Here is a 20,046-nt window from a genome sequence, read left to right on the forward strand (position 1 = left end):
TCGCGGATTGTACGTATTTCTGGGAAAGCTGACCACTTTTGCGTGGCAACTTAGTTATTATTCTACGGATTTTTGAATTATAGGAATGTCTCATGAAACGAGCCGTAATCACTGGTATGGGTATTGTCTCCAGTATCGGTAACAACGTCGAAGAAGTATTAGCGTCATTGAAAGCGGGTAAATCAGGCATCAACGCATCTGAGCAGTTCAAGGAAAAAGGTCTGCGTTCACAGGTGTGGGGTGATCTGAAAATCAACCCTGCTGAGCACATCGACCGCAAAAAAATGCGCTTTATGGGTGATGCTGCAGCTTACGCATACCTTTCGATGGAGCAGGCTATTGCAGATGCAGGTTTGACTGAAGAGCAGGTTTCTAACGACCGCACAGGTATTGTTGCGGGTTCTGGTGGTGCATCGTCGCTAAACCAAGCGGTAGCGGTAGATACACTACGTGAAAAAGGCGTTAAGCGTATTGGTCCTTACATGGTACCTCGTACTATGTCCTCAACTGTTTCAGCGTGTCTTGCAACACCGTTCAAGATTCGCGGCGTGAACTACTCAATGAGTTCTGCATGTGCAACTTCTGCACACTGTATTGGTCACGCGCTTGAGCTGATTCAACTGGGTAAACAAGACATCGTATTCGCAGGTGGTGGTGAAGAGCTGGACTGGACTCTGACCATGATGTTTGATGCGATGGGTGCACTTTCAACTAAGTACAACGACACGCCAGAAAAAGCGTCTCGTACTTACGATGCTGACCGTGATGGTTTCATCATCTCTGGTGGCGGCGGTATGGTTGTTATCGAAGAACTTGAGCATGCACTAGCACGTGGCGCAACTATCTATGGTGAAATCGTAGGTTACGGCGCAACTTCAGATGGCTACGACATGGTAGCGCCTTCTGGTGAAGGTGCAGTGCGTTGTATGAAGATGGCAATGCAAGACGTTGATGGTGTTGATTACATCAACACACACGGTACTTCTACACCTGTTGGCGATGTGAAAGAGCTAGGTGCGATTCAAGAAGTATTTGGTGGCAACAGCCCAGCTATTTCTGCAACGAAAGCAATGACTGGTCACGCACTCGGCGCAGCGGGTGTACATGAAGCGATCTACACAACGCTAATGCTTCACCACAACTTTGTTGCACCAAGCGTCAACGTTGAAAACCTGGACGAAGCAGCAGAAGGTCTGGACATCGTGACTGAAACGCGTGAGCAAGAGCTGAATACGGTTATGTCGAACAGCTTTGGTTTCGGCGGCACAAACGCAACCTTGGTGATGAAGAAGTACCAAGGCTAAGAGTTTCCAGAGCTGGTTGGCATTGCTAACCGAACAGACGCGGAAAGTTCCCCAAGGAGAGCGGGGTTCAGTCCTTTTGTTCTGGAGTTTACCGGTCTCAATTGAGACCGGTTTTTTTATTCTGGCTCCCTGACCAGCATGTAGCCTTTTCCCCTCGACGTAACGATGTACTGCGGCATTTTGGGATTGTCGTCTATCTTTTTACGCAATCTACCTATCAGCATATCTACAGAGCGACTAGACATAGGATGTCGTTTTTTCCCTAGTGCTAAAGACAGCTCTTCACGAGATGAAAACTTCCCTTGGTTTCCGATTAGGTGCAACAGCAAAGTATGCTCGCCATCCGTTAGGGTTCTATTGAAATGTCTGGATCGCAGCTCTCTTGTTTCTAAGTGGAGAGAGTACTTGCCAAAACTCACATGGTTGTTTGAATTTACGCTGGAACGATATTGTTTCTGTATTACATTAACCACTCTCAGTAGCAGTTCTTCCGGTGAATAGGGAGGAAAAAGAAAGTCGTCTGCTCCGGAATTCATAATTGATGCGCCATTGCTCTTATCTCTAAAAATAATAACAGAGCTAATTCCAATCTCTCGAATAAACTGGTTAATCTTATTTAAATCTGTTCTCGACGTTAATGCTCTGTCTATTAAAATAGCACTTAAGTTAAGATTTTTTATTAATGAAATATTTCTGAATATTTCTGCATTGAAATCTTCAAGAGACGTAAAATACATGCTGACCTTAATGTTCTCTATATAATGTGATGTCGATTCCTTGCCAAAATTTCTGTCGGTGATGTATGCCACGTTATATTGTATAGTCTCAAAATCCGATTTCATAAAGCCTTCCCCCAAAAATGCTGTGAATTAGTTGTAAATATTCTTAGGCATCTCGCACATATTACGGAAGAGAATTCAGTTTTCTTGAGTAACCGAATGTAACATCAAATATTTAGAACAATAAACAGAGCTATATCTAAAAATAATATGCCTTCTTATATATTTCCCTCTTATTGTAAATAGTTGAAAGTAACACATTGTAAATGCTCTAGGTAACATATTGTAAATATAAAAAGCATTTCTTTTACATAGGTATATATTTCATTGGCAATTTGAAATTAAACCTCGAATTCATTTTCGAAATTTATTTTTAGCCAATTGAGAGTACGAATATGAAACAAAAAGGAATATTTTATTTAATATATGCAGTGATGATCTCCATGGTCATCACTGCATGTGGAGGCGGTGGAGGTGACAGTAGTAATAAAGCTGTTGGTGATACTTCCGCTAAAGGAAGTCTTCATCTGGTTATGAAAGATGAAACTAACTCTAGGCAATTTGGTTCAACTCCTACTGAAGTCAGCCAAGGTATCTCACGTGCTAACGATGGAGAAAAAAATAGCTTTAGCTCCTTTAGTACTGAAACGGCATCTCGTGCGTCTTCAAGTGAGCTCACCCCACAAGGAGCAACGACCAATGCACCTAATCTAGACTTAGATCTTGATAAATTCGTTATTTCGGGTGTTGGACCAGAAAACGAAACATTTTCAGTCGAAGTGAATGGAAGAGGTGGAAGACAAATCCAAGGTCTTCTATCTGGTGAATGGTTGATTACAGTCGTAGCAAAAGATGCAAGTGGAGTGGAATTTGCTCGCGGTGAGCAAAATATCAATGTCCGAGCTGATGAAACGACAGCAGCGATTGTTGAAGTAGCCATGGAAGAAGGAAAGGGAAGATTCGACTTCTCGGTTTCTTGGCCAAAAAACATTGCGTTAAACCCAATCGTGACAGCGGCATTACAATCTTCAGATGGGACAGTTGTTTCAAATCTAGAAGTTGAAGTTGAAGCAGATTTAGCCAGCGCCGACATTCTAGTCGCGACGATGTCAGTGCCTCAAGAAGTTGATTCAGGTTACTACGCACTGGTTTTCACCGTTCATGATGGTGACTCATCAGGTAACAAAGTGCACTTGGCTGCTGGTTTTGCTGAAACTGTGCGCGTTGTGAAAGGACAAGAAACCACAGTTGACCAAGTGTTAAAAGGTGTTAAAGGCATCGGTAGCATCGACCTTGGGATTGAGTTGAACATTAATAATGCTTTGCCTCTGGCATTATTGAATTCGGACACTTACCCTGGTCACTTTGGTTTTGACTCAGCAACTGAATTTACTTTGTCGGCTGACGTCCCTGAAGATGATGCTGATTTTGGCAACGTTATCAAGACGTGGTACTTGAACGGTCAATTGGTTGAAGTTGGTTCTACATTCACAGTCAACTCTGCAACATCACCTCTACCTACAAATTACTATGGTCGATACATCTCAGGAAACTACCGGGTTGACGTTGTAGGTGTTACTCCTACTGGAGAGCGAAGTGGCTCAGCAAGCTATGAGTTTTTAGTCACTGGTAACCAAGCACGTGTTGTAGATGAAGGTTCGCTTACTGGTTTCGTTAAAGCGGGTAAACACAATGGTTATCTAAATGACTACACTTTAACCCTGACAAATAGCGCAGGAGTTGAATACCAATACGACGCCACGAATCTAATTGACCGTGATTCTGGCGAGTTCAACTTGGAAGGTATTCCAAGCGGAGACTATGCATTACAAATTGCTCATTCATATTACATGTCCTTTTTAGAGCCCATTTCTATTGAATCGGGAAAGGTTCTGAACATGGGGGTATTGCGGTTAATAAATAGTGAAAATACTTATATCAATGGAGCTGATGGCGCCGTTGTAGATAGTGGTCCACGAAATGACAGAATAGCCAGCATTGAATTTCCAAGTGATGCATTAGTACTAGAGGATGGCTCTAAGTATACTGGTCGTGTAAAGGTGTCTCACTCCGCAATTAACCCTTCAGATTCTACTTTCAGCGAAACATTTCCAGGTGGTTTCACGGGTTATGTTTTGAATGATCAAGGTGCAACAGAAGAAGTTGATATTATCTCTTATGGCATCATTGCCGCAGAGATGACTACGACAGAAAACCCTCCACGAAAGGTGAAGTTAGCATCAGATAAGCAAGCAACCATCAAGATGGCGGTAGCTGACCCACTGACGGCTCCTGCGACTCTTCCTTTGTGGCATTTGAATAAAGAAACGGGTAAATGGGAGCAAGAAGGTACGGCGACTTTAGTCGATGGTTTCTACGAAGGTAAAGTTTCACACTTTAGTTTCTGGAATTTCGATTACTCATGTGGTGTGCCCGGTTCAGGCGGCTGTCCTTGGATTCGAGTTAATTTTGAAGTGGTTGACTCGCATGGAAAAGTGGTCCCATATGCAAATATTCATTTGAAAGGTGAAGGTAATTTCTCTTACGGAAAATCAGTATCAGCTGACTATTTAGGTCGCGTTACAACCAAAATTCCATTCTCTCCTACAGCAACACAAGAGAAATGGGAATCGATTTCTTATACTGTTTCAGCTGAGCAAAACTTGCCGGATCTCGACAATGATTCAGTGTTGAAAAGTCGCCCTGTTTCAATGGAGTTTTTCTTAGATCATACAGAGGGTGTTGCCGGTTATGGTAAACCATACACTCGTAAAGTCGTGCTGGATGGTGCTCAGCCATACTTAACCGTGAGTGCTGAGGTAGATCGCCGAATTCGCGGTGTTGAAAACAATGGTGCCGCTGTAAAGGTTAGAGAAAGTGCATTACCTGGAAATCCTGCCAAGACCCTGATTAAGGTAAGTAACTCTGGTGAAAGTGATCTAGTGATCGACTCTATAGAAGTCCTTGGTGAAAACGATATTGCCTCTCCTGATTGGTCTGTCAACAGAAACCGCTTTTACTCTCCGATACATTTCAATGCGTATGAAAACATCGAAGTAACGTATTCTGGTTCTGACTGGGCAAAGAGCAAAGCGAAGATCATTCTTAAGAGTAACGACTCCGCTGGTGATTTCGTTGTACCTCTGGTTACTGTAGATAAAACAACCCGATACATTTCTGAAACTATCACTTTCGACTCGATGCAAAGCTTTGATGGGCAAATGGGGTACTGCTGGATCATCACTGACCCATACGCAACTGACCCATACGCTCCTGGTGCAGGAGAAGAAAGAGCCTGTATCCACAATAGCTGGAGTAAGCGTTATCCTACGTTTACAGGTGAAAAAACTCGTGCTTACTTTGCCTTTGACCTGTCTCAGATACCGCAAGGCTCTATAGTGACGAGTGCCAAGCTGGTTTACAACGGTTGGAGCGGTGCAGACGCTCATATCTATCTGGGTAAGCAAAACGAGACGATTTCACTTGAAGACGTCAACAGCACTTACGGCAAGGCATGTCAAAAGGGTGTTGAAGAGTGTCGCTTCGCCGTATTACCAAGGAAAAATGATAGTAACAGTGTGGAGACTCAGCTTAACCAATTCGGTCTAAATGCGCTTAACAACGCTTTGTACAACGGCTCAATCCTAAAGCTGTTGGCAATGAATGACGATACGAGTTCATACGAGTGGGATTCGAGTATTCAACTTGATCAAATCAAGCTTATAGTCGAATTCAGACACTAAGAGAGTAAGGGAGGTTAAACCTCCCTTTCATTACCTTATGATCAAAAATATTTTTTCCAGATATTCAAACCGACCAGCGTCACATGTATTTTTTATTTTATTCCCTATCGTGACAGCTATAGCTACTAATACGCATTGGGGAAGCTTTTACTACAGCCACGATGTTCCCAAGTGGCTGATTATAGACATTTTTGTTTCTGCATTTATTTTTTTTAATCGAGAAAAGGTGAAAATATTACCTTCATATATTAACACCTTGTTTTTACTGGCTATCTACTGGATTGCCACAAGCCTTTTTTGGGCTGAACATATATACGCTGGGGTTGAGTTTCTTCTGCGATTTGTTTTGTTCGGTATTGCTTTTTCTCTCCTTGTTAAGAGCTACTCGCAAAAGCAAAGAATCCAGCTTTTACTCTTAACTTCTATTTTATCCGCCTGCTTGTTTGTCATAGTGTTTATTGCTGAGCGTTGGCTTGATGTTCCATACGACAATGGAGCATTTACACCCATTGGTTTTACCAATAATGCGGGGCATATATTCAATATATGGATTCCGGCATTGATTTTTTTCCTTTTGAGAAATAGTAAAAATCCAATACTTATCCTGATTTCAGCTTTAGCCTTAGTTGGGGTTCTATATGTGCTAAATGTTTCACATATTCGAACTACTATTATTGCGTTGGGTATGGGTAGTGTGATCTTTGTACTTCTAAGTATTTGGAAGAGATTCAGAACGCATGCCTATAAAAACAAGAGGGTGGGAAGAGTAGGTTACGTGATAATCCTTTTAGGGTTAGTTTCTTTGATGGATAACTCTATTCTACCAAAAAGTGTGTCGCAATCCGTTGCTGCGATTGAAGCACCATTAGAAAGTTACCAACCTCGTTTAAATATGTTACGAAACAGCTGGGATATGTTGTTGGATAATCCTTTTGGGGTTGGTTCAAACAATTTTGAGTTTGTTCACCCAGAATATGCGAAAGCTGGAACAGAGTTAGGTTCAGACTATGTTAATGAGAGACAGATTTTAAAAACGCCGCATAACTTTCTCGCCAAGGTGTTTACCGAATTAGGATGGATTGGCGGAACGTTGTTTATGGCTATCTATCTATGGGTTTCGTGGAAAGCGCTAGTGTTGGCATGGAACCAACCCCATCATGATTGGGTTTTTATTAGTGTTTTTGCTGTATTAACGCACTCACTTCTTAGTCAGGTTTTTTTATCTCCAATGAGCTATCTGTTTTCGATTCTTTTGTTTGCTTCACTTATGAAAACAGAACCTGTATCCGAAACAACACAAAATGTGAATCATTCTAGGAAATGGGTTTTACTCATTTTATCTATACCTGTTCTGAGCGTTACGTCTGTAACTTCGCACTTTTATCATTACCAAGGAATGCTGCAGCGTGATGTTGAAAAACTAGAAAAATCAGTCGCAATTTACCCAGGGAATGAAGTCGCCTGGCTTGATCTCGCACGAATGAACTTTCGAGATTTTCAAGACTTGAACTCAGCACTTTGGGCGTCTGAGAAATTTTTATCTTTAAATCCACACCATATTTATGGCAGGTACTTCTATAGCCAACTATTGATATACAATCGCCAGTGCTCGCAAGCTGTCAAAACGCTTAGTGGTCTTCTTAACCATTACCCTAGCTATACTGATGCAAACGCACTAATGAGTAAAGCGCTTGAGTGTCGAGCCAGGGAACAAGCTAAGCGATCTGTAATTCATTGATTTTGTTGAGCAAGTCTTAATGAATACCGGTCTCAATTGAGACCGGTTTTTTTAGGGCTAATAGTCAGAATCTAGTTCGTCGTCACGGGCTTTGAGCGCATTCTTGAAACGGTTTCGCGTTCGGCGCGTTTGCATCTTTGTGGGGGTAAGTTCTGGTCGAGAAGCTTCAGATCCTCCATGACCATTTCACCCATGTTGAGAAACGCGACATCTAAAGCGCCTGCTCGGTGGGCGGAGCGGACAAAGCCATCCAGGTTGCGAACTGGGTGGTCTAACGGTAGGGGTTCTTCAGGGAACACATCACTGGCTGCGACGATGTGTTTTGACTCAACAGCGTCCATCAAATCTTCAAAATTGACGATGTTAGCCCGGCTGAGAAGAATAAACGCGGAGCCTGCTTTCATCTTGCTGAAAGCACTCTTATTCAGAAAATGTTGGTTCTCGCTGGTTACGGAGGCAACAACAAAAATCACATCACTTGTTGATAGCAACGTATCCAGATCAGCGGGTGCGACTTCGTGTTCTTTAAGAAGAGATTCCGGTAACCATGGATCATAGGACTGAACTTTCGCCCGAAATCCTTTAAGCAGTTGATTGAGTGCTTTGCCTAAATCACCAAAACCAATGATTCCGACGGTAGCGCCCGATAGCAGACTGGCATTGGCGTTTCCGTCGCCTCCCCAAAGTTCATTACCTTCTCTGAACATCAGGTCGGCGTTAATCAGATCTCTTTTCAACGCTAAAGCGATTGCTACCCCTAGTTCAGCTACGGGAAGTGCGAATACCTGACCCGTTGTGACGACATGAATCCCCCTTTCGAATAGCAGGGGGTAGGGCATGTTATCGATAAGGTTACTCTCGACGTTAAAAATGCAGCGTAATTTTGACGCCTTCTGAATGAATTGCTCGTCCAGTGGGGGCTGACCAATGATGTAGGTGATCTCGGAAATGATGTCATCGTTGAGGTCATTCACGTCCTCACTTTCCATCTCAAGAATTCTGTATTGTTCAAAGAGCTGAGCTTTTCGTTCAGGTGAGAAAATCAAATCCAGTGTTCTGGGGTAAGGTGCGCTCACGATGAGGGGGCGGTTATCTAGCGTCATATCCATTTCCTTTAACCGTTAAATTAAAACTGCCCAAGCTTGTTAAAAAACATTGGGTTAATAAGCAGCTATCCCCGGAAAAATGAATCAGTGGAATCCATGCACACTCAAATCATAGAAGAAAGCTGCTTGTTGCAAAATTGTAAAAAATGAAAATAAATCGATTTACTTTTGGTTTGTTTGGTTATAATTTAACCCAAATGATAAAAAAGTAAATCGATTTATTTTTGAGGTTCTGCGTTCAGAGTTTAAGATGGTTCGAAGAGAATAATAGAGATATCAGCAAAGGATTATGCATGCCCCCATCGAAGAAAAGACCATCAATTTACGACGTTGCGAAAATGGCATCGGTATCTCCGGCCACGGTCTCTAAAGTGCTTCATGGCGTAACAACTGTGAAAAAAGCTAACGTGGAGCGAATTAACAATGCCATCGAGGTTCTGGGGTATCGACCTGATCCGATGGCATCGGACATGAGACGGGAAAAGCGTCGAATTATTGGTGTTGTTGTCCCTGAACTGGCAGGTGAATTTTTCTCGAACCTTGTGGCAAACCTCGAAAGGTATGTGGAGAAGCGCGGTTACACCATGGTTGCGATGTCGAGCAACGAATGTGAGTCGCGCGAGCAGCACCTGATTGAGCGGTTAGAGGACTGGCGTGTAGCGGGGATCGTGTTAGCGCCAGTCACCAGCGAACAAGGTATGGGATCTGTAATGCTGGAAAAATCCGACATAGATGCGGTACTGATTGACCGTGTTACCGAAAACAAAACGTTTGATACCGTCAGTGTCGATGACGTAAGTGCAAGTAAACAAGTCGCACAAAAGTTATGTGAAGACGGGCACAGGCACATTGCCGTTGTTGGGATTAACAGAGACAGGGCGACGACAAAAAGAAGGGTAGAAGGGTTCTTGTCGGTGACTCGTAACTGGAATGAAAAAGTGACGGTCGATCTCATTCTTCCCGAAGACATTGGCGAGCTAAAACAAACCCTGAGTGAATATCTGGACGATAAAAAGCCCAGTGCCATGTATTCACTGTTTGCAAAAAGCACATTGATGACCCTAACCGAGTTTCGGCGCAAACATATACATTGCCCTGATGATATTGGGTTAATCGGGTTTGATGATGCGGAGTGGATGCAAGTGACTTACCCGTCAGTGTCGGCTGTTATTCAGCCCGTTGAGCTTATTGCCAAGCGTGCAATTGGCGCGTTATTTAACAGAATTGAAGGTTTAAACACGTCAGCAACTGCGGTAATGGAGCATTGCGATGTCGTTTTTAGGGAGTCTACCAAAAAGGTGGAGCAGTAACATTAGCAGAGGTATCAAGCCGGTTATCTGAGAATCAGATGATCAAGACTAGGAAGTCCGGAGCGATGTACACATTAATGCACGCTCCTAATCTCGAAGGAGTGAATTATGCAATTCAGTAAATTCAAAAAAATAAACCGATTTATTTTTTGTTTTTCAGCACTTTCGGTAGCCATTAGCTCACCCTTAGCTTATGCAGATGGGGAAGTTGGCGTACTGATGAAAACGCTTTCTAACCCATTCTGGGGAGCCATGGGACAAGGGGTAGAGGATGCGGCAAAATCATCCGGCACGCCTTACTTCATTCAGGCTGTTGAAAGTGATCAGGCGGCGGAATCTCAGCTCAACGTGTGTAATACCATGTTGCAAAGAAAACCCAGTGCTTTGATCACTGCGGCAATTAACTCCACCAACTTATTGCCATGCCTTTCTAAAGCGCAGGAGCGCGGTATTCCGGTGGTCGATCTGGACGGTAACTTAGACCCAGACATCCTCAAGCGAGCCAAAATCGATATCGCATTCCAGATAGGTTCCGACAACATCGCTGCTGGTCAGCAAGCCGCTCAGTACCTGACAGAACAACTGGGTTCGGATGCGAAAGGTGCGGTACTCGTCATTGAAGGGCTGTCAGGCAACATTACTGGTCAAAAACGCGTGAATGGTTTCACCGATAAGCTCAAGTCGATTGCTCCAGGATTGAAAGTGGTTGCGAGCCTGCCGGGTGACTGGGACCGTGGTAAAGCGGCATCGATTACTAATGACATTCTGATTCGTCATCCAGACTTAGTCGGTATTTTTGCTGCAAACGACGGAATGGCATTAGGTGCTGTGGAATCTGTTTACGCAGCCGGGAAAGGCGGTCAGGTGACAGTTATCGGTGTAGATGGTAACTCGGATGCGGTGAAATCGATCCAGTCTGGTCGCCTGAATGCGTCGATTGCTCAGCTACCTTATCTGGTTGGTAAGCAGTCAGTGGAACGCGTGAAGAAAATCATGAGTGGAGAATCTACAGAAAGTGTTATCCACGTCCCAACGCTTGTATTGACGAAAGAAGTCATGGAGAGCGGTAAGGAACCACTTTTAGAATTTGTTAAATAGATAACTACCCCGTTCAGCGCACAGTGGCTCTGTGCGGGGTCACTTTCAATTGGAAAAACAAGGATGTATTTCATGCAGTCTGAGCATGCCTCTAATTTTTGGATTCGATGGCAAAAGACAACGGTAGACAGGTTTCATGTAAGACTTGAATCGTTGGTCGTTCTTTTAGGGCTCTGCGTCGTAATGACCGCGCTTTCTCCCTATTTCCTTTCTGTCGATAACTTTCTGAACATCATCTTGGCGACGGCGACCATTGGTGTGCTAGCTATTGCTGCCACCTTTGTGATCGGGTCGGGTGGGCTCGACCTGTCGCTAGGCTCTGTAATGGGGCTAAGTGGTGTGGTTGGCGCGACTTTGGCAGTCATGTTTGATAGCGCACTGATTGGCATTGCTGGTTGTTTACTCGCCGGTGCAATGGCAGGTGGTGTGAATGGGTTTCTGGTCACCAGAGCGAAAGTGCCCGCTTTCATTGTCACTCTGGGAATGCTGGGGCTTGCCCGTGGCCTGGCACTTGTCATCACTGATGGTCGGGTCGTTTACGGGTTGCCAGATTTTCTGGTTTACCTTGGACAAGGCAGACCTTTTGGTATCCCAATGCCCGCTCTGCTGTTTCTTATTCTGGCATTTTCGATGCACATCGTACTCGCGTATACCCGATTTGGTCGCCACACGCTAGCACTAGGTGATAGTGAACAAGCAGTAAAAACTGCTGGTATCAACGTATCCAGACTGCGAATCACCCTTTATACGCTGTCTGGCATTCTGGCTGCCGTTGCCGGTCTGATTTTTATGGCAAGGGTGAACTCGGGCGACCCAACTGCCGGGTTGAGCTATGAACTTACCGCGATTACCGCCGCCATTATTGGGGGCACCAACTTGTTTGGTGGCAGAGGTTCGATTCTGGGCACTCTGATTGGGGCTCTGATAATGGGGGTGCTGCAAAACGGTCTCAACCTGCTTGCGGTGCAAAGCTACTACCAACAGATGGCCATAGGCGCAGTACTGATTTTTGCCGTCTTCGTCGATCAGTATCAATCAAAGGAGAGTAAATAATGAGTCTTCTTAGATTACAGGGAGTGAAAAAGCACTTCGGTGCAGTGCAGGTTCTGCATGGTGTCGATCTGGACATCCACGCTGGCGAAGTCGTCGGGCTGGTGGGAGATAACGGGGCAGGTAAGTCCACGCTGATGAAAACCATCACCGGTATCTATAAAGAAAACGATGGCAGCATCACGCTTGATGGTACGCCTATAAACGGAAAAACGCCGGGAGAGAGGCGCGAGTTAGGGATAGAAATGATCTATCAGGATCTGGCTCTTGCCAAACAGCAGGATGTCGCTAGCAATATCTTTTTAGGCAGGGAACCCACTAAGCGTCTGTTTGGCTGGGGACCGAGGTTGATAGACAAAGCAGAAATGAACGCGCAATCCCAACTGATGATTGACCGGCTAGGAGCGCATCTGCCCGATATTCAGCGATCAGTTGGCGCATTTTCTGGTGGTCAGCAGCAAACCGTTGCTATTGCCCGAGCACTGACCTTTAACCCTCGAATTGTCATCATGGACGAACCGACAGCCGCGCTGGCGGTGAAAGAAGTGCAGAGTGTGCTGAATCTGATCCGCAAACTCAAGGAAGAAGGGGTTTCTGTGATCCTCATTTCTCACAGACTTAATGATGTCCTAAGCGTGACAGATCGCGTGGTGGTATTGCGTCAGGGTGTGGTCGCAAAAGAACTGCACACAGAGACAACCAGCATGAGTGAAATCGTCAGTGCCATTGTGGGTGACAGCGGCGAACATATCGAGGAAGCCGCGGCGCATGAAAGTGCCTAGACCCTAACAAAACGTGCCGAAGAAAGGAGTGAGAAATGGAAAAAAGAATACGTATGGGCATGGTTGGCGGTGGTAAGGACGCCCTGATTGGAGAGGCGCACCGCGTTGCAGCTCGCATAGACGGGCGATACGAGTTTTATGCTGGTGTGCTTTCCTCTACCCCAGAGCGCAGTTTAGAGTCGGGCAAAGCTTTGGGGCTGGAAGAATCCCGAATCTATTCCGACTACAAAGTCATGGCAGAGCAAGAATCTCAAAGAGAAGACGGCATTGATGTGGTCGTCGTTGCCACTCCAAATCATCTGCATTACGACGTCTCCAAAGCGTTTATTGAACAGGGTATCCATGTCATTTGTGATAAGCCTTTAACATCGACATTAAGTGACGCTGTGGCATTTCGTCAGCTCGTACTGTCTTCTGAAGTCTTCTTCATGCTGACCCACAACTACTCAGGGTACCCAATGATTCGGGAAGCCAAGCGAATAGTTGAAAGCGGTGAGATTGGAAACGTCCGCGTTATCCAGATGGAGTACGTACAAGGATGGCTGGCGAAAGATTCTGAGAATGGAAAACAGGCGAAGTGGCGACTCAACCCCGCAACTTCTGGCAAAGGCGGCAGCATCGGAGATATAGGAACGCACGCCTTGCAGTTAGCAGAGTTTGTGACAGGCAAAAAGGCGCAGTCTTTATCTGCTGATCTCACCAGCTTTGGTGCTGATCGCCAGCTGGATGATAACGCTCATATTCTGTTCAAGTTTGAAGATGAAGTTAAAGGCATGATGTGGGCAAGCCAGATAGCGGTCGGTTTCGATAACGGTCTGCAGCTCAGAGTCATGGGAGAGAAAGGCAGTTTGATCTTCCATCAGGAAAGACCTAATGAACTGCAGGTGACCCTGATTGACCAGCCCACCCAGAAACGCGTGAAAGGTGGAGCGGGATTTGAAGGTTTTGCACGTATCCCCGCTGGTCATCCTGAAGGGTATCTGGAAGCCTTTTCAAGGCTTTATTCAGATTTTGCTGACTGGTTTCTTAGCAGCTCAGCGCAGAAACCCGATATTCCCGGGGTGGATGAAGGTGTCAGAGGGTTATGTTTTATTGAAGCCGCAGTGGAATCGTCAAATGAAGATGGTGCCTGGAAGACATTGGATACATTGTAGAAATTCAGCCTTGCTCAGTAAAATCTGACACCTTAAACCAGCGACTATCATTGATGGATGAAGATCTCGCCGCTTCTACAAATGCCATCCCTCTCACTCCTTCAACAATACCCGGAATGTCAGGCTTTTGGCTGACGAGACCAAGCCGCCAGTCTGCAAAGTCAGAATACAGCTGAGAAAACGCCTCCAGATACCCCTCTGGGTGTCCTGCCGGAACGCGAGCTGCTCCTTCGAAACGGTTTCCGCCTTTCACGATCACTTGTGATGGCTCATCGAGGCAGGAGACGACTAGTTGGTTAGGGCTCTCCTGATGAAACGTCAGGCTGCCTTTTTCTCCAACTATTCGCAACTGAAGTCCATTGTCATATCCAATGGCAATCTGGCTGGTCCACATCATGCCTCTGATTTCATCCTCAAACCGAAACAGAATATGTGCATTGTCATCCAGAGCGCGACCAGTGCCGAAGGCGGTGAGGTCTGCGGAAACAGATAACGCTTTTTTCCCTGTGACGAACTCAGCAAGCTGCAGTGCGTGGGTGCCAATGTCTCCGATGCTGCCCCCAATTCCCGCTTTTTCTGGGTCGAGCCTCCACGCTGCCTGCTTTCCTTTTTCTGAGTCTTTAGCCAACCAGCCCTGAACGTACTCCATCTGTATCACCCGTATTTTTCCCAACTCGCCGCTTGAGACAATTCGCTTTGCCTCTCTGACCATCGGGTATCCCGTGTAGTTGTGGGTCAGCATGAAATGCGCTTTGGAAGACATAACCGTGTGATAAAAAGGAATGGCATCTTTTGGACGAGAGGTCAGGGGTTTATCGCAAATAACGTGAATCCCATGTTCCAGAAATACCTTAGAAACCTCAAAATGCAGATGATTAGGTGTGACAACTACCACCACGTCAATGCCGTCTGATCTGAGTGATTCCCGCTCAGCCATCACCTTGTAATTGGGGTAGATGCGATCTTCATCTAACCCCAGAGCGATGCCAGATGTTAAGCTTTTTTCAGCTGTAGAGGACAATGCTCCTGCACAAAAGTCGTATCTTCCGTCGATTCTTGCTGCGGTGCGGTGAGCCTGACCAATAAAGGCATCCGTCCCGCCGCCAACCATGCCCATGCGGATGACTTTCTTGCTCATATCCATCTCCTAATCAATCCCAAGTATGCTTTTCAGCATGTTTTTATCTACATCACTAGAGGCGAAATCGTCAAAAGCATGTTCTGAGGTTTGAATGATGTGCCTTGCGATAAACGGGGCACCTTCTGCCGCGCCTTGCTCGCTGGACTTTATGCAGCATTCCCATTCCAGCACAGCCCAGCTGTTGAATCCGTATTGGGTCAGTTTGGAAAAAATGGCGCTAAAGTCTATCTGACCATCACCGACTGAACGAAAACGACCCGCTCGATTACTCCAGTCCTGATAGCCGGAATAGACCCCTTGTCGTCCGTCCGGGTTAAATTCTGCATCTTTAACGTGAAACGCGCAGATACGCTCATGATAAAGATCGATAAACGCTAGGTAGTCCAGTTGCTGAAGTAAAAAATGGGATGGGTCATAGGTGATTTGAGCCCTTGGGTGCTGATTCAGATGGTCGAGAAACATTTCGAATGTAGCGCCATCAAACAGGTCTTCTCCAGGGTGGATCTCAAACCCAAGATCAACTCCGCAATTCTCATACTCATCCAGAATGGGCTTCCAGCGCTTTGCCAGCTCTGAAAAAGCTTCATTAATGAGCCCCTGAGGTCTCTGAGGCCAAGGGTAAAAGTAAGGAAATGCCAGTGAACCGCTGAACGAGACCGATGTGTTTAATCCTAAGCGCTGACTCGCCTTAGCCGCCATCATGAGTTGGTCTGTTGCCCACTGAGTACGCTCTTTCGTTTTGCCTTTCACCTCTGACGGTGCAAATCCATCAAACATCTTGTCGTAAGCTGGGTTGACCGCAATGAGCTGCCCCTGAAGATGGGTCGAGAGTTCGGTAATTTCGACTCCGGATTCAGCACATACACCTGCTATGTCATCGCAGTAGGTCTGGCTGGTCGCAGCAGTTTCCAGATCGAAAAGGTGTGGGACAAAGGTTGGAATCTGTACGCCTTTATACCCGAGTGAAGCCGCCCATTTCGTGATGTTCTCTAGTGTATTGAAAGGCGGTTTTTCACCCGCGAACTGTGCGAGAAAAATGCCTGGTCCTTTGATAGCACCCATATGCTTCTCCTTAAGATAGGATCTGTTATCCCTGAGACTTCCTACTCAGTGCGACGGCGAGAATAATGATGGCGCCGCGCGCAATCAGTTGCTGGCTAAATTCCAGCCCCATCAGAATCAATCCGTTGTTTATCAACCCAATCATCAAGGCGCCAACAACCGTCCCGATGACTGTGCCCATGCCGCCAAAAAGACTGGTTCCTCCAAGGACGGCGGCAGCAATGACCGACAGTTCATCTCCTTCACCTAACTGAAACCTTCCTGAATGAAGTCGACCTGCGTACAACATGCCTGCCATTGCTGCGGCGAGAGATGAGATAACCAATACCCGGAATTTGACGGATTTGGTGTTGATACCCGAATAACGTGCAGCCGTTTCACTTCCGCCAGTTGCGAGAACCCGCCGCCCGAATGTGGTTCGTTTTAAAACGATGTGACCGATAACCGCAAAGACCAAAGTCCAGATTAACAGGACGGGAACAATGCCAATGGACCCACTGCCAAACAGCCAGGTATAAGTGGGAGATATGATAGGCACCGCGGCAGTGTCGCTGATCCACATGGCAATACCTTTGGCTATCCCCATCATGGCTAAAGTGGTCAGGAATGATGGAATACCAATCTTGGTGGTCAGTAACCCGTTAAACACCCCAACAGCAATGCCCGTTGCCAACCCTGCCAATAAACCAAACCCTATGCCTCCAACATCAATTGCCATTGCCACGGTGACTGAAGTGAGCCCGGCGACCGCCCCGACGGATAAGTCGATTTCTCCTGAGGAGAGTACGAACGTCATTGCGATGGCCATAATGGCGATCATGGCTGTCTGCCGAACAATATTGAGAAGGTTATTGGGGTCTAAAAATCCTCGGTCACTTAAGGTGACGGAAAAAATCAGGAAAATGATGACGAAACCAATGTAAATGATGTTCTGCCGCCAGTTGGTCAGCAAATTCTTTTTAACTAACATGGCGTACCCCCTGTTCTGAAATGGCTTGCTGGATAATCAGTTGCAGTTTTTGTTCAGCTGCCTGAAGCTGGTGGAGGGTATTTGACTTCGATAATTCATCGTTAAAAATGGTGTCTCTTGGGTAGTCACCTGTGATTTCTCCTTCTGACATGACGACAAATCGGTCGCAGGCAGACAGCAATTCACTCAGCTCCGATGAAATCATCAATATCGTTTTGCCAGCTTTCGCCAGTTGGCGAATCAGAAGAATGATCTCGGATTTTGAACCTATGTCGATGCCAGCAGTTGGCTCATCCAGAATCAACAGATCTGGGTCGGTTGCCAGCCATTTCCCTATCACGACCTTTTGCTGATTTCCTCCAGAAAGAGTAGATACCAAGCTGTTTTCGGATTCAGTTTTTATCGACAGACCGGTGATTTGTTCATTTGAATAAGTGCTTTCCTGCACATCACTAATAAAAGACCGACGAGCGATTTCATTTAACGTTGCCAAAGTGAGATTAGTTTTGACCGAATGCGAGGCAATGATCCCCTGTGTTGCTCTCGCCTCCGGCACCAAAGCAATACCAGATGCTATTGCTTCTTCCGGGCTGGAAATCTTAGTAGGACGTTCTTTGATCTTCATTTCTCCGTTGTAAGTGGATTCTAACCCAAACAGCAGTCTGGCAAGAGAAGAGCGCCCGGAACCCAATAAGCCCGCCAACCCGACGACTTCCCCTTTCGCCAGTTTAAGGGTGACATTACGAGGTTTGATTTTTCCGGATACCTTGTTCAGCTCTAACAAGGTTTCGCCAGTTTGCTGCTTTTCATAGCTAATGTCGGATAAACCAAAAGATTTCTGACCCACAATGTGTTCAATAATGGTGTCGATCGGAAGTTCTGAGATAGGCGCACTGATAATATGCCTGCCATCTCGGAAAATTGTGGCTCTGTCTGCGATACGAGAAATTTCGTCCATCCGGTGTGAAACATAGATGATTGAAACGCCATCCTGTTGCAGCTTATTCAGAAACGAAAACAGGCGTTCAACGTCTTCGACAGAAAGTGCAGTAGAAGGCTCGTCAAGAATCAGTATTCTGGCGTTCTGAGAAATGGCTTTCACGATTTCCGTTAACTGCTTTTGCCCTGCGCCCAAATCCTCAACCAACGCGGTCGGATCGATATCCACTTCAAGCAAATCAAACAGTTTTCGAGTTTCTTTTTCGGCTGACTCATCATCTACCAAACCAGTTGCCCCTTTTATCTCTCTATTTAAAAAGACGTTCTGAGCCACCGTTAAGGTCGGGACCAAACTCATTTCCTGATAAATCATGGCGATACCAGCATCTCGCGCAGTCTGAGGAGAGAAGCTCGATACAGGCATGCCATGAACTTTTACACTTCCTTTATCTGGCGTGTGGACCCCGTTCAGAATCTTTAAGATTGTGGATTTACCCGCCCCGTTTCCTCCGAGCAAGGCATGTATCTCGCCTGATTTGAGTTCAAAGTCAACGTCGACCAGCGCTTTTACTCCACCAAAGAATTTGCTGATTCCCTGCATTTCAACAGCTAGCCCCTCATCGTGTTGAGGGGGATTATCTGTATTGGTATCGCTTACCACACGCACTCCTTATTAGCTCGACAGAACCTAAAACGACAGACTTATACGGTTTCCCATTTCTGAGTTTCACCGGATTTCAATAAAGCATCTGCAACACGTTCAACCTGATAGCCTTCGGCAAAATCGGGCGATGGACGTGTTCCTTCTGCAACTGCTTTGAAAAAGTCGTAACACTCAACAATCTTAGTTTCAGAATAGCCGATACCTAAAGCCGGAATGGGCCATAGTCCATCCCCGTAGGGGTGAGCCGGTCCGGTGTAGACAGTCCTGAATCCCCTAGAGTCTGAAGGGTCGCTGTTGAACATGACTTTGAGTTCGTCGCGACGTTCATAGTTGAACTGAATAGAGCCTTCAGTCCCGTGAATTTCGAGCGTAATAAAGTTATTTCTGCCGTATGCGTTTCGGGTGGCTTCGAGTGAACCAATGGCACCATTTTCAAATTTGAGCATGGACACCAGTTCATCATCGACATCCACTTCACCCCTTGGGGCAGAAGAGTCTTTATCGGAAGCGCCAAGCTTGTCGAATCCTCCCTGCTGTAACGGGCGGGTTTTGTGGTAGGTGGGCGTCAGCGCCATAACTTCTGCAATATTACCAACCAGGTAATGCGCCATATCGACGACATGAGTGCCGATGTCACCCACCGCGCCTGAGCCAGCAATTTTTTTCTGAAAACGCCACGAAAGTGGACCATCAGGATCTGCCGACCAGTCCTGAAGATAGGTGCCGCGGAAGTTAAGAATTCTTCCTATGCGACCTTCTTCGATATATCTTTTTGCCAATGCGACAGCAGGTGTGCGGCGGTAGTTAAATGCCACCATGTTAGTTACGCCTGCTTGTTGCACAGCATCCAGCATGGTTTTGGCTTCGCTTGCACCTCTGGCAAGTGGTTTTTCGCAAATGATATGTTTACCTGCTTTTGCCGCTGCGATAGCAATTTCAGCATGAGCATTGTTGGGCGTACAGATATCGACAACATCGATATCTGGTCGGTTGATTATGCTTTGCCAGTCGGAACTGTACTCTTCAAATCCGAATCGCTCCTGCGCTTCTTTTGCCATCTCATCAGTTACGTCTACCACCACTTTCCGAACAGGAATGGCAGGTGCTGGCCAGAAAAACATAGGCATGGAGGCGTAGGCCATAGCATGAGCTTTGCCCATAAATCCGCCACCAATCATGGCAACATTGATTTTTTTAGTCATGACT

Annotated in this window: 15 protein-coding genes; 8 read left to right on the forward strand and 7 right to left on the reverse strand. The window is 45.9% G+C overall.

Annotated elements, in window-relative coordinates; genetic code table 11:
• Positions 1-92 precede the first annotated feature (92 nt).
• A complete protein-coding gene (fabB, locus tag INR79_RS05180) occupies positions 93-1,304 on the forward strand; it encodes a beta-ketoacyl-ACP synthase I (protein ID WP_022589744.1) in 1,212 nt (403 codons plus the stop codon).
• A gap of 116 nt (positions 1,305-1,420) precedes the next feature.
• Here fabB and INR79_RS05185 read toward each other — a convergent pair whose 3' ends face one another.
• The gene (locus tag INR79_RS05185) at positions 1,421-2,146 is read right to left on the reverse strand and encodes a winged helix-turn-helix domain-containing protein (protein ID WP_223096250.1); all 726 of its coding nucleotides are present in this window, start codon (positions 2,144-2,146) and stop codon (positions 1,421-1,423) included.
• A gap of 332 nt (positions 2,147-2,478) precedes the next feature.
• On the opposite strand from INR79_RS05185, the gene INR79_RS05190 reads away from it, so the two are divergent.
• The gene (locus INR79_RS05190; RefSeq protein ID WP_223096251.1) at positions 2,479-5,826 is read left to right on the forward strand and encodes a hypothetical protein; all 3,348 of its coding nucleotides are present in this window, start codon (positions 2,479-2,481) and stop codon (positions 5,824-5,826) included.
• A 37-nt stretch (positions 5,827-5,863) separates the two neighbouring features.
• Positions 5,864-7,564, forward strand: a complete 1,701-nt coding sequence (locus INR79_RS05195) for an O-antigen ligase family protein (RefSeq protein ID WP_223096252.1) — start codon at positions 5,864-5,866, stop codon at positions 7,562-7,564.
• A 71-nt stretch (positions 7,565-7,635) separates the two neighbouring features.
• Here INR79_RS05195 and INR79_RS05200 read toward each other — a convergent pair whose 3' ends face one another.
• A complete protein-coding gene (locus INR79_RS05200; RefSeq protein WP_262415382.1) occupies positions 7,636-8,667 on the reverse strand; it encodes a hydroxyacid dehydrogenase in 1,032 nt (343 codons plus the stop codon).
• Between the two features lie 296 nt (positions 8,668-8,963).
• On the opposite strand from INR79_RS05200, the gene INR79_RS05205 reads away from it, so the two are divergent.
• The 5 genes from INR79_RS05205 to INR79_RS05225 all read left to right on the forward strand — a co-directional run bounded on the left by INR79_RS05205 (position 8,964) and on the right by INR79_RS05225 (position 14,064).
• Positions 8,964-9,980, forward strand: coding sequence for a LacI family DNA-binding transcriptional regulator (locus tag INR79_RS05205; protein WP_022550009.1), 1,017 nt, complete (start codon positions 8,964-8,966; stop codon positions 9,978-9,980).
• Positions 9,981-10,088: 108 nt separating this feature from the next.
• Positions 10,089-11,078: a substrate-binding domain-containing protein gene (locus INR79_RS05210; protein ID WP_223096253.1), complete on the forward strand. Its 990-nt coding sequence runs from the start codon at positions 10,089-10,091 to the stop codon at positions 11,076-11,078.
• 72 nt (positions 11,079-11,150) lie between these two features.
• Positions 11,151-12,131, forward strand: a complete 981-nt coding sequence (locus INR79_RS05215; protein WP_022550011.1) for an ABC transporter permease — start codon at positions 11,151-11,153, stop codon at positions 12,129-12,131.
• A complete protein-coding gene (locus tag INR79_RS05220; RefSeq protein WP_223096254.1) occupies positions 12,131-12,910 on the forward strand; it encodes an ATP-binding cassette domain-containing protein in 780 nt (259 codons plus the stop codon). The genes INR79_RS05215 and INR79_RS05220 overlap by 1 nt, the downstream gene beginning before the upstream one ends.
• A 35-nt stretch (positions 12,911-12,945) precedes the next feature.
• Complete coding sequence (locus tag INR79_RS05225) at positions 12,946-14,064, forward strand: Gfo/Idh/MocA family protein (protein WP_223096255.1); 1,119 nt, start codon at positions 12,946-12,948, stop codon at positions 14,062-14,064.
• A gap of 4 nt (positions 14,065-14,068) precedes the next feature.
• On the opposite strand, the gene INR79_RS05230 is transcribed toward INR79_RS05225, so the two are convergent.
• The 5 genes from INR79_RS05230 to INR79_RS05250 are packed head-to-tail and all read right to left on the reverse strand — an operon-like array spanning position 14,069 to position 20,042.
• Entirely contained in the window at positions 14,069-15,202 is a 1,134-nt protein-coding gene (locus tag INR79_RS05230) for a Gfo/Idh/MocA family protein (RefSeq protein WP_223096258.1), read from the reverse strand.
• Between the two features lie 9 nt (positions 15,203-15,211).
• Positions 15,212-16,267: a sugar phosphate isomerase/epimerase family protein gene (locus INR79_RS05235; protein ID WP_223096260.1), complete on the reverse strand. Its 1,056-nt coding sequence runs from the start codon at positions 16,265-16,267 to the stop codon at positions 15,212-15,214.
• Between the two features lie 25 nt (positions 16,268-16,292).
• Positions 16,293-17,237, reverse strand: coding sequence for an ABC transporter permease (locus INR79_RS05240; RefSeq protein WP_022600513.1), 945 nt, complete (start codon positions 17,235-17,237; stop codon positions 16,293-16,295).
• On the reverse strand, positions 17,227-18,837 hold the full coding sequence (locus tag INR79_RS05245) for a sugar ABC transporter ATP-binding protein (RefSeq protein WP_223096262.1): 1,611 nt from the start codon (positions 18,835-18,837) through the stop codon (positions 17,227-17,229). Before INR79_RS05245 ends, INR79_RS05240 begins: the two co-directional genes overlap by 11 nt.
• A 41-nt stretch (positions 18,838-18,878) precedes the next feature.
• Positions 18,879-20,042 carry a Gfo/Idh/MocA family protein gene (locus INR79_RS05250; RefSeq protein WP_022589759.1) on the reverse strand — a complete coding sequence of 388 codons (1,164 nt, stop codon included), beginning with the start codon at positions 20,040-20,042 and terminating at the stop codon, positions 18,879-18,881.
• Between the last annotated feature and the right edge of the window lie 4 nt (positions 20,043-20,046).

The sequence above is a fragment of the Vibrio sp. SCSIO 43132 genome (assembly GCF_019904195.1).
In the GTDB taxonomy this organism is placed as follows: Bacteria; Pseudomonadota; Gammaproteobacteria; order Enterobacterales; family Vibrionaceae; genus Vibrio; species Vibrio nigripulchritudo.

Excerpts from the sequence above, each read along its gene's own strand:
- fabB (WP_022589744.1), top strand. The coding sequence starts at position 93 with ATGAAACGAGCCGTAATCACTGGTATGGGTATTGTCTCCAGTATCGGT.
- INR79_RS05185 (WP_223096250.1), bottom strand. The coding sequence starts at position 2,146 with ATGAAATCGGATTTTGAGACTATACAATATAACGTGGCATACATCACC.
- INR79_RS05190 (WP_223096251.1), top strand. The coding sequence starts at position 2,479 with ATGAAACAAAAAGGAATATTTTATTTAATATATGCAGTGATGATCTCC.
- INR79_RS05195 (WP_223096252.1), top strand. The coding sequence starts at position 5,864 with ATGATCAAAAATATTTTTTCCAGATATTCAAACCGACCAGCGTCACAT.
- INR79_RS05200 (WP_262415382.1), bottom strand. The coding sequence starts at position 8,667 with ATGACGCTAGATAACCGCCCCCTCATCGTGAGCGCACCTTACCCCAGA.
- INR79_RS05205 (WP_022550009.1), top strand. The coding sequence starts at position 8,964 with ATGCCCCCATCGAAGAAAAGACCATCAATTTACGACGTTGCGAAAATG.
- INR79_RS05210 (WP_223096253.1), top strand. The coding sequence starts at position 10,089 with ATGCAATTCAGTAAATTCAAAAAAATAAACCGATTTATTTTTTGTTTT.
- INR79_RS05215 (WP_022550011.1), top strand. The coding sequence starts at position 11,151 with ATGCAGTCTGAGCATGCCTCTAATTTTTGGATTCGATGGCAAAAGACA.
- INR79_RS05220 (WP_223096254.1), top strand. The coding sequence starts at position 12,131 with ATGAGTCTTCTTAGATTACAGGGAGTGAAAAAGCACTTCGGTGCAGTG.
- INR79_RS05225 (WP_223096255.1), top strand. The coding sequence starts at position 12,946 with ATGGAAAAAAGAATACGTATGGGCATGGTTGGCGGTGGTAAGGACGCC.
- INR79_RS05230 (WP_223096258.1), bottom strand. The coding sequence starts at position 15,202 with ATGAGCAAGAAAGTCATCCGCATGGGCATGGTTGGCGGCGGGACGGAT.
- INR79_RS05235 (WP_223096260.1), bottom strand. The coding sequence starts at position 16,267 with ATGGGTGCTATCAAAGGACCAGGCATTTTTCTCGCACAGTTCGCGGGT.
- INR79_RS05240 (WP_022600513.1), bottom strand. The coding sequence starts at position 17,237 with ATGTTAGTTAAAAAGAATTTGCTGACCAACTGGCGGCAGAACATCATT.
- INR79_RS05250 (WP_022589759.1), bottom strand. The coding sequence starts at position 20,042 with ATGACTAAAAAAATCAATGTTGCCATGATTGGTGGCGGATTTATGGGC.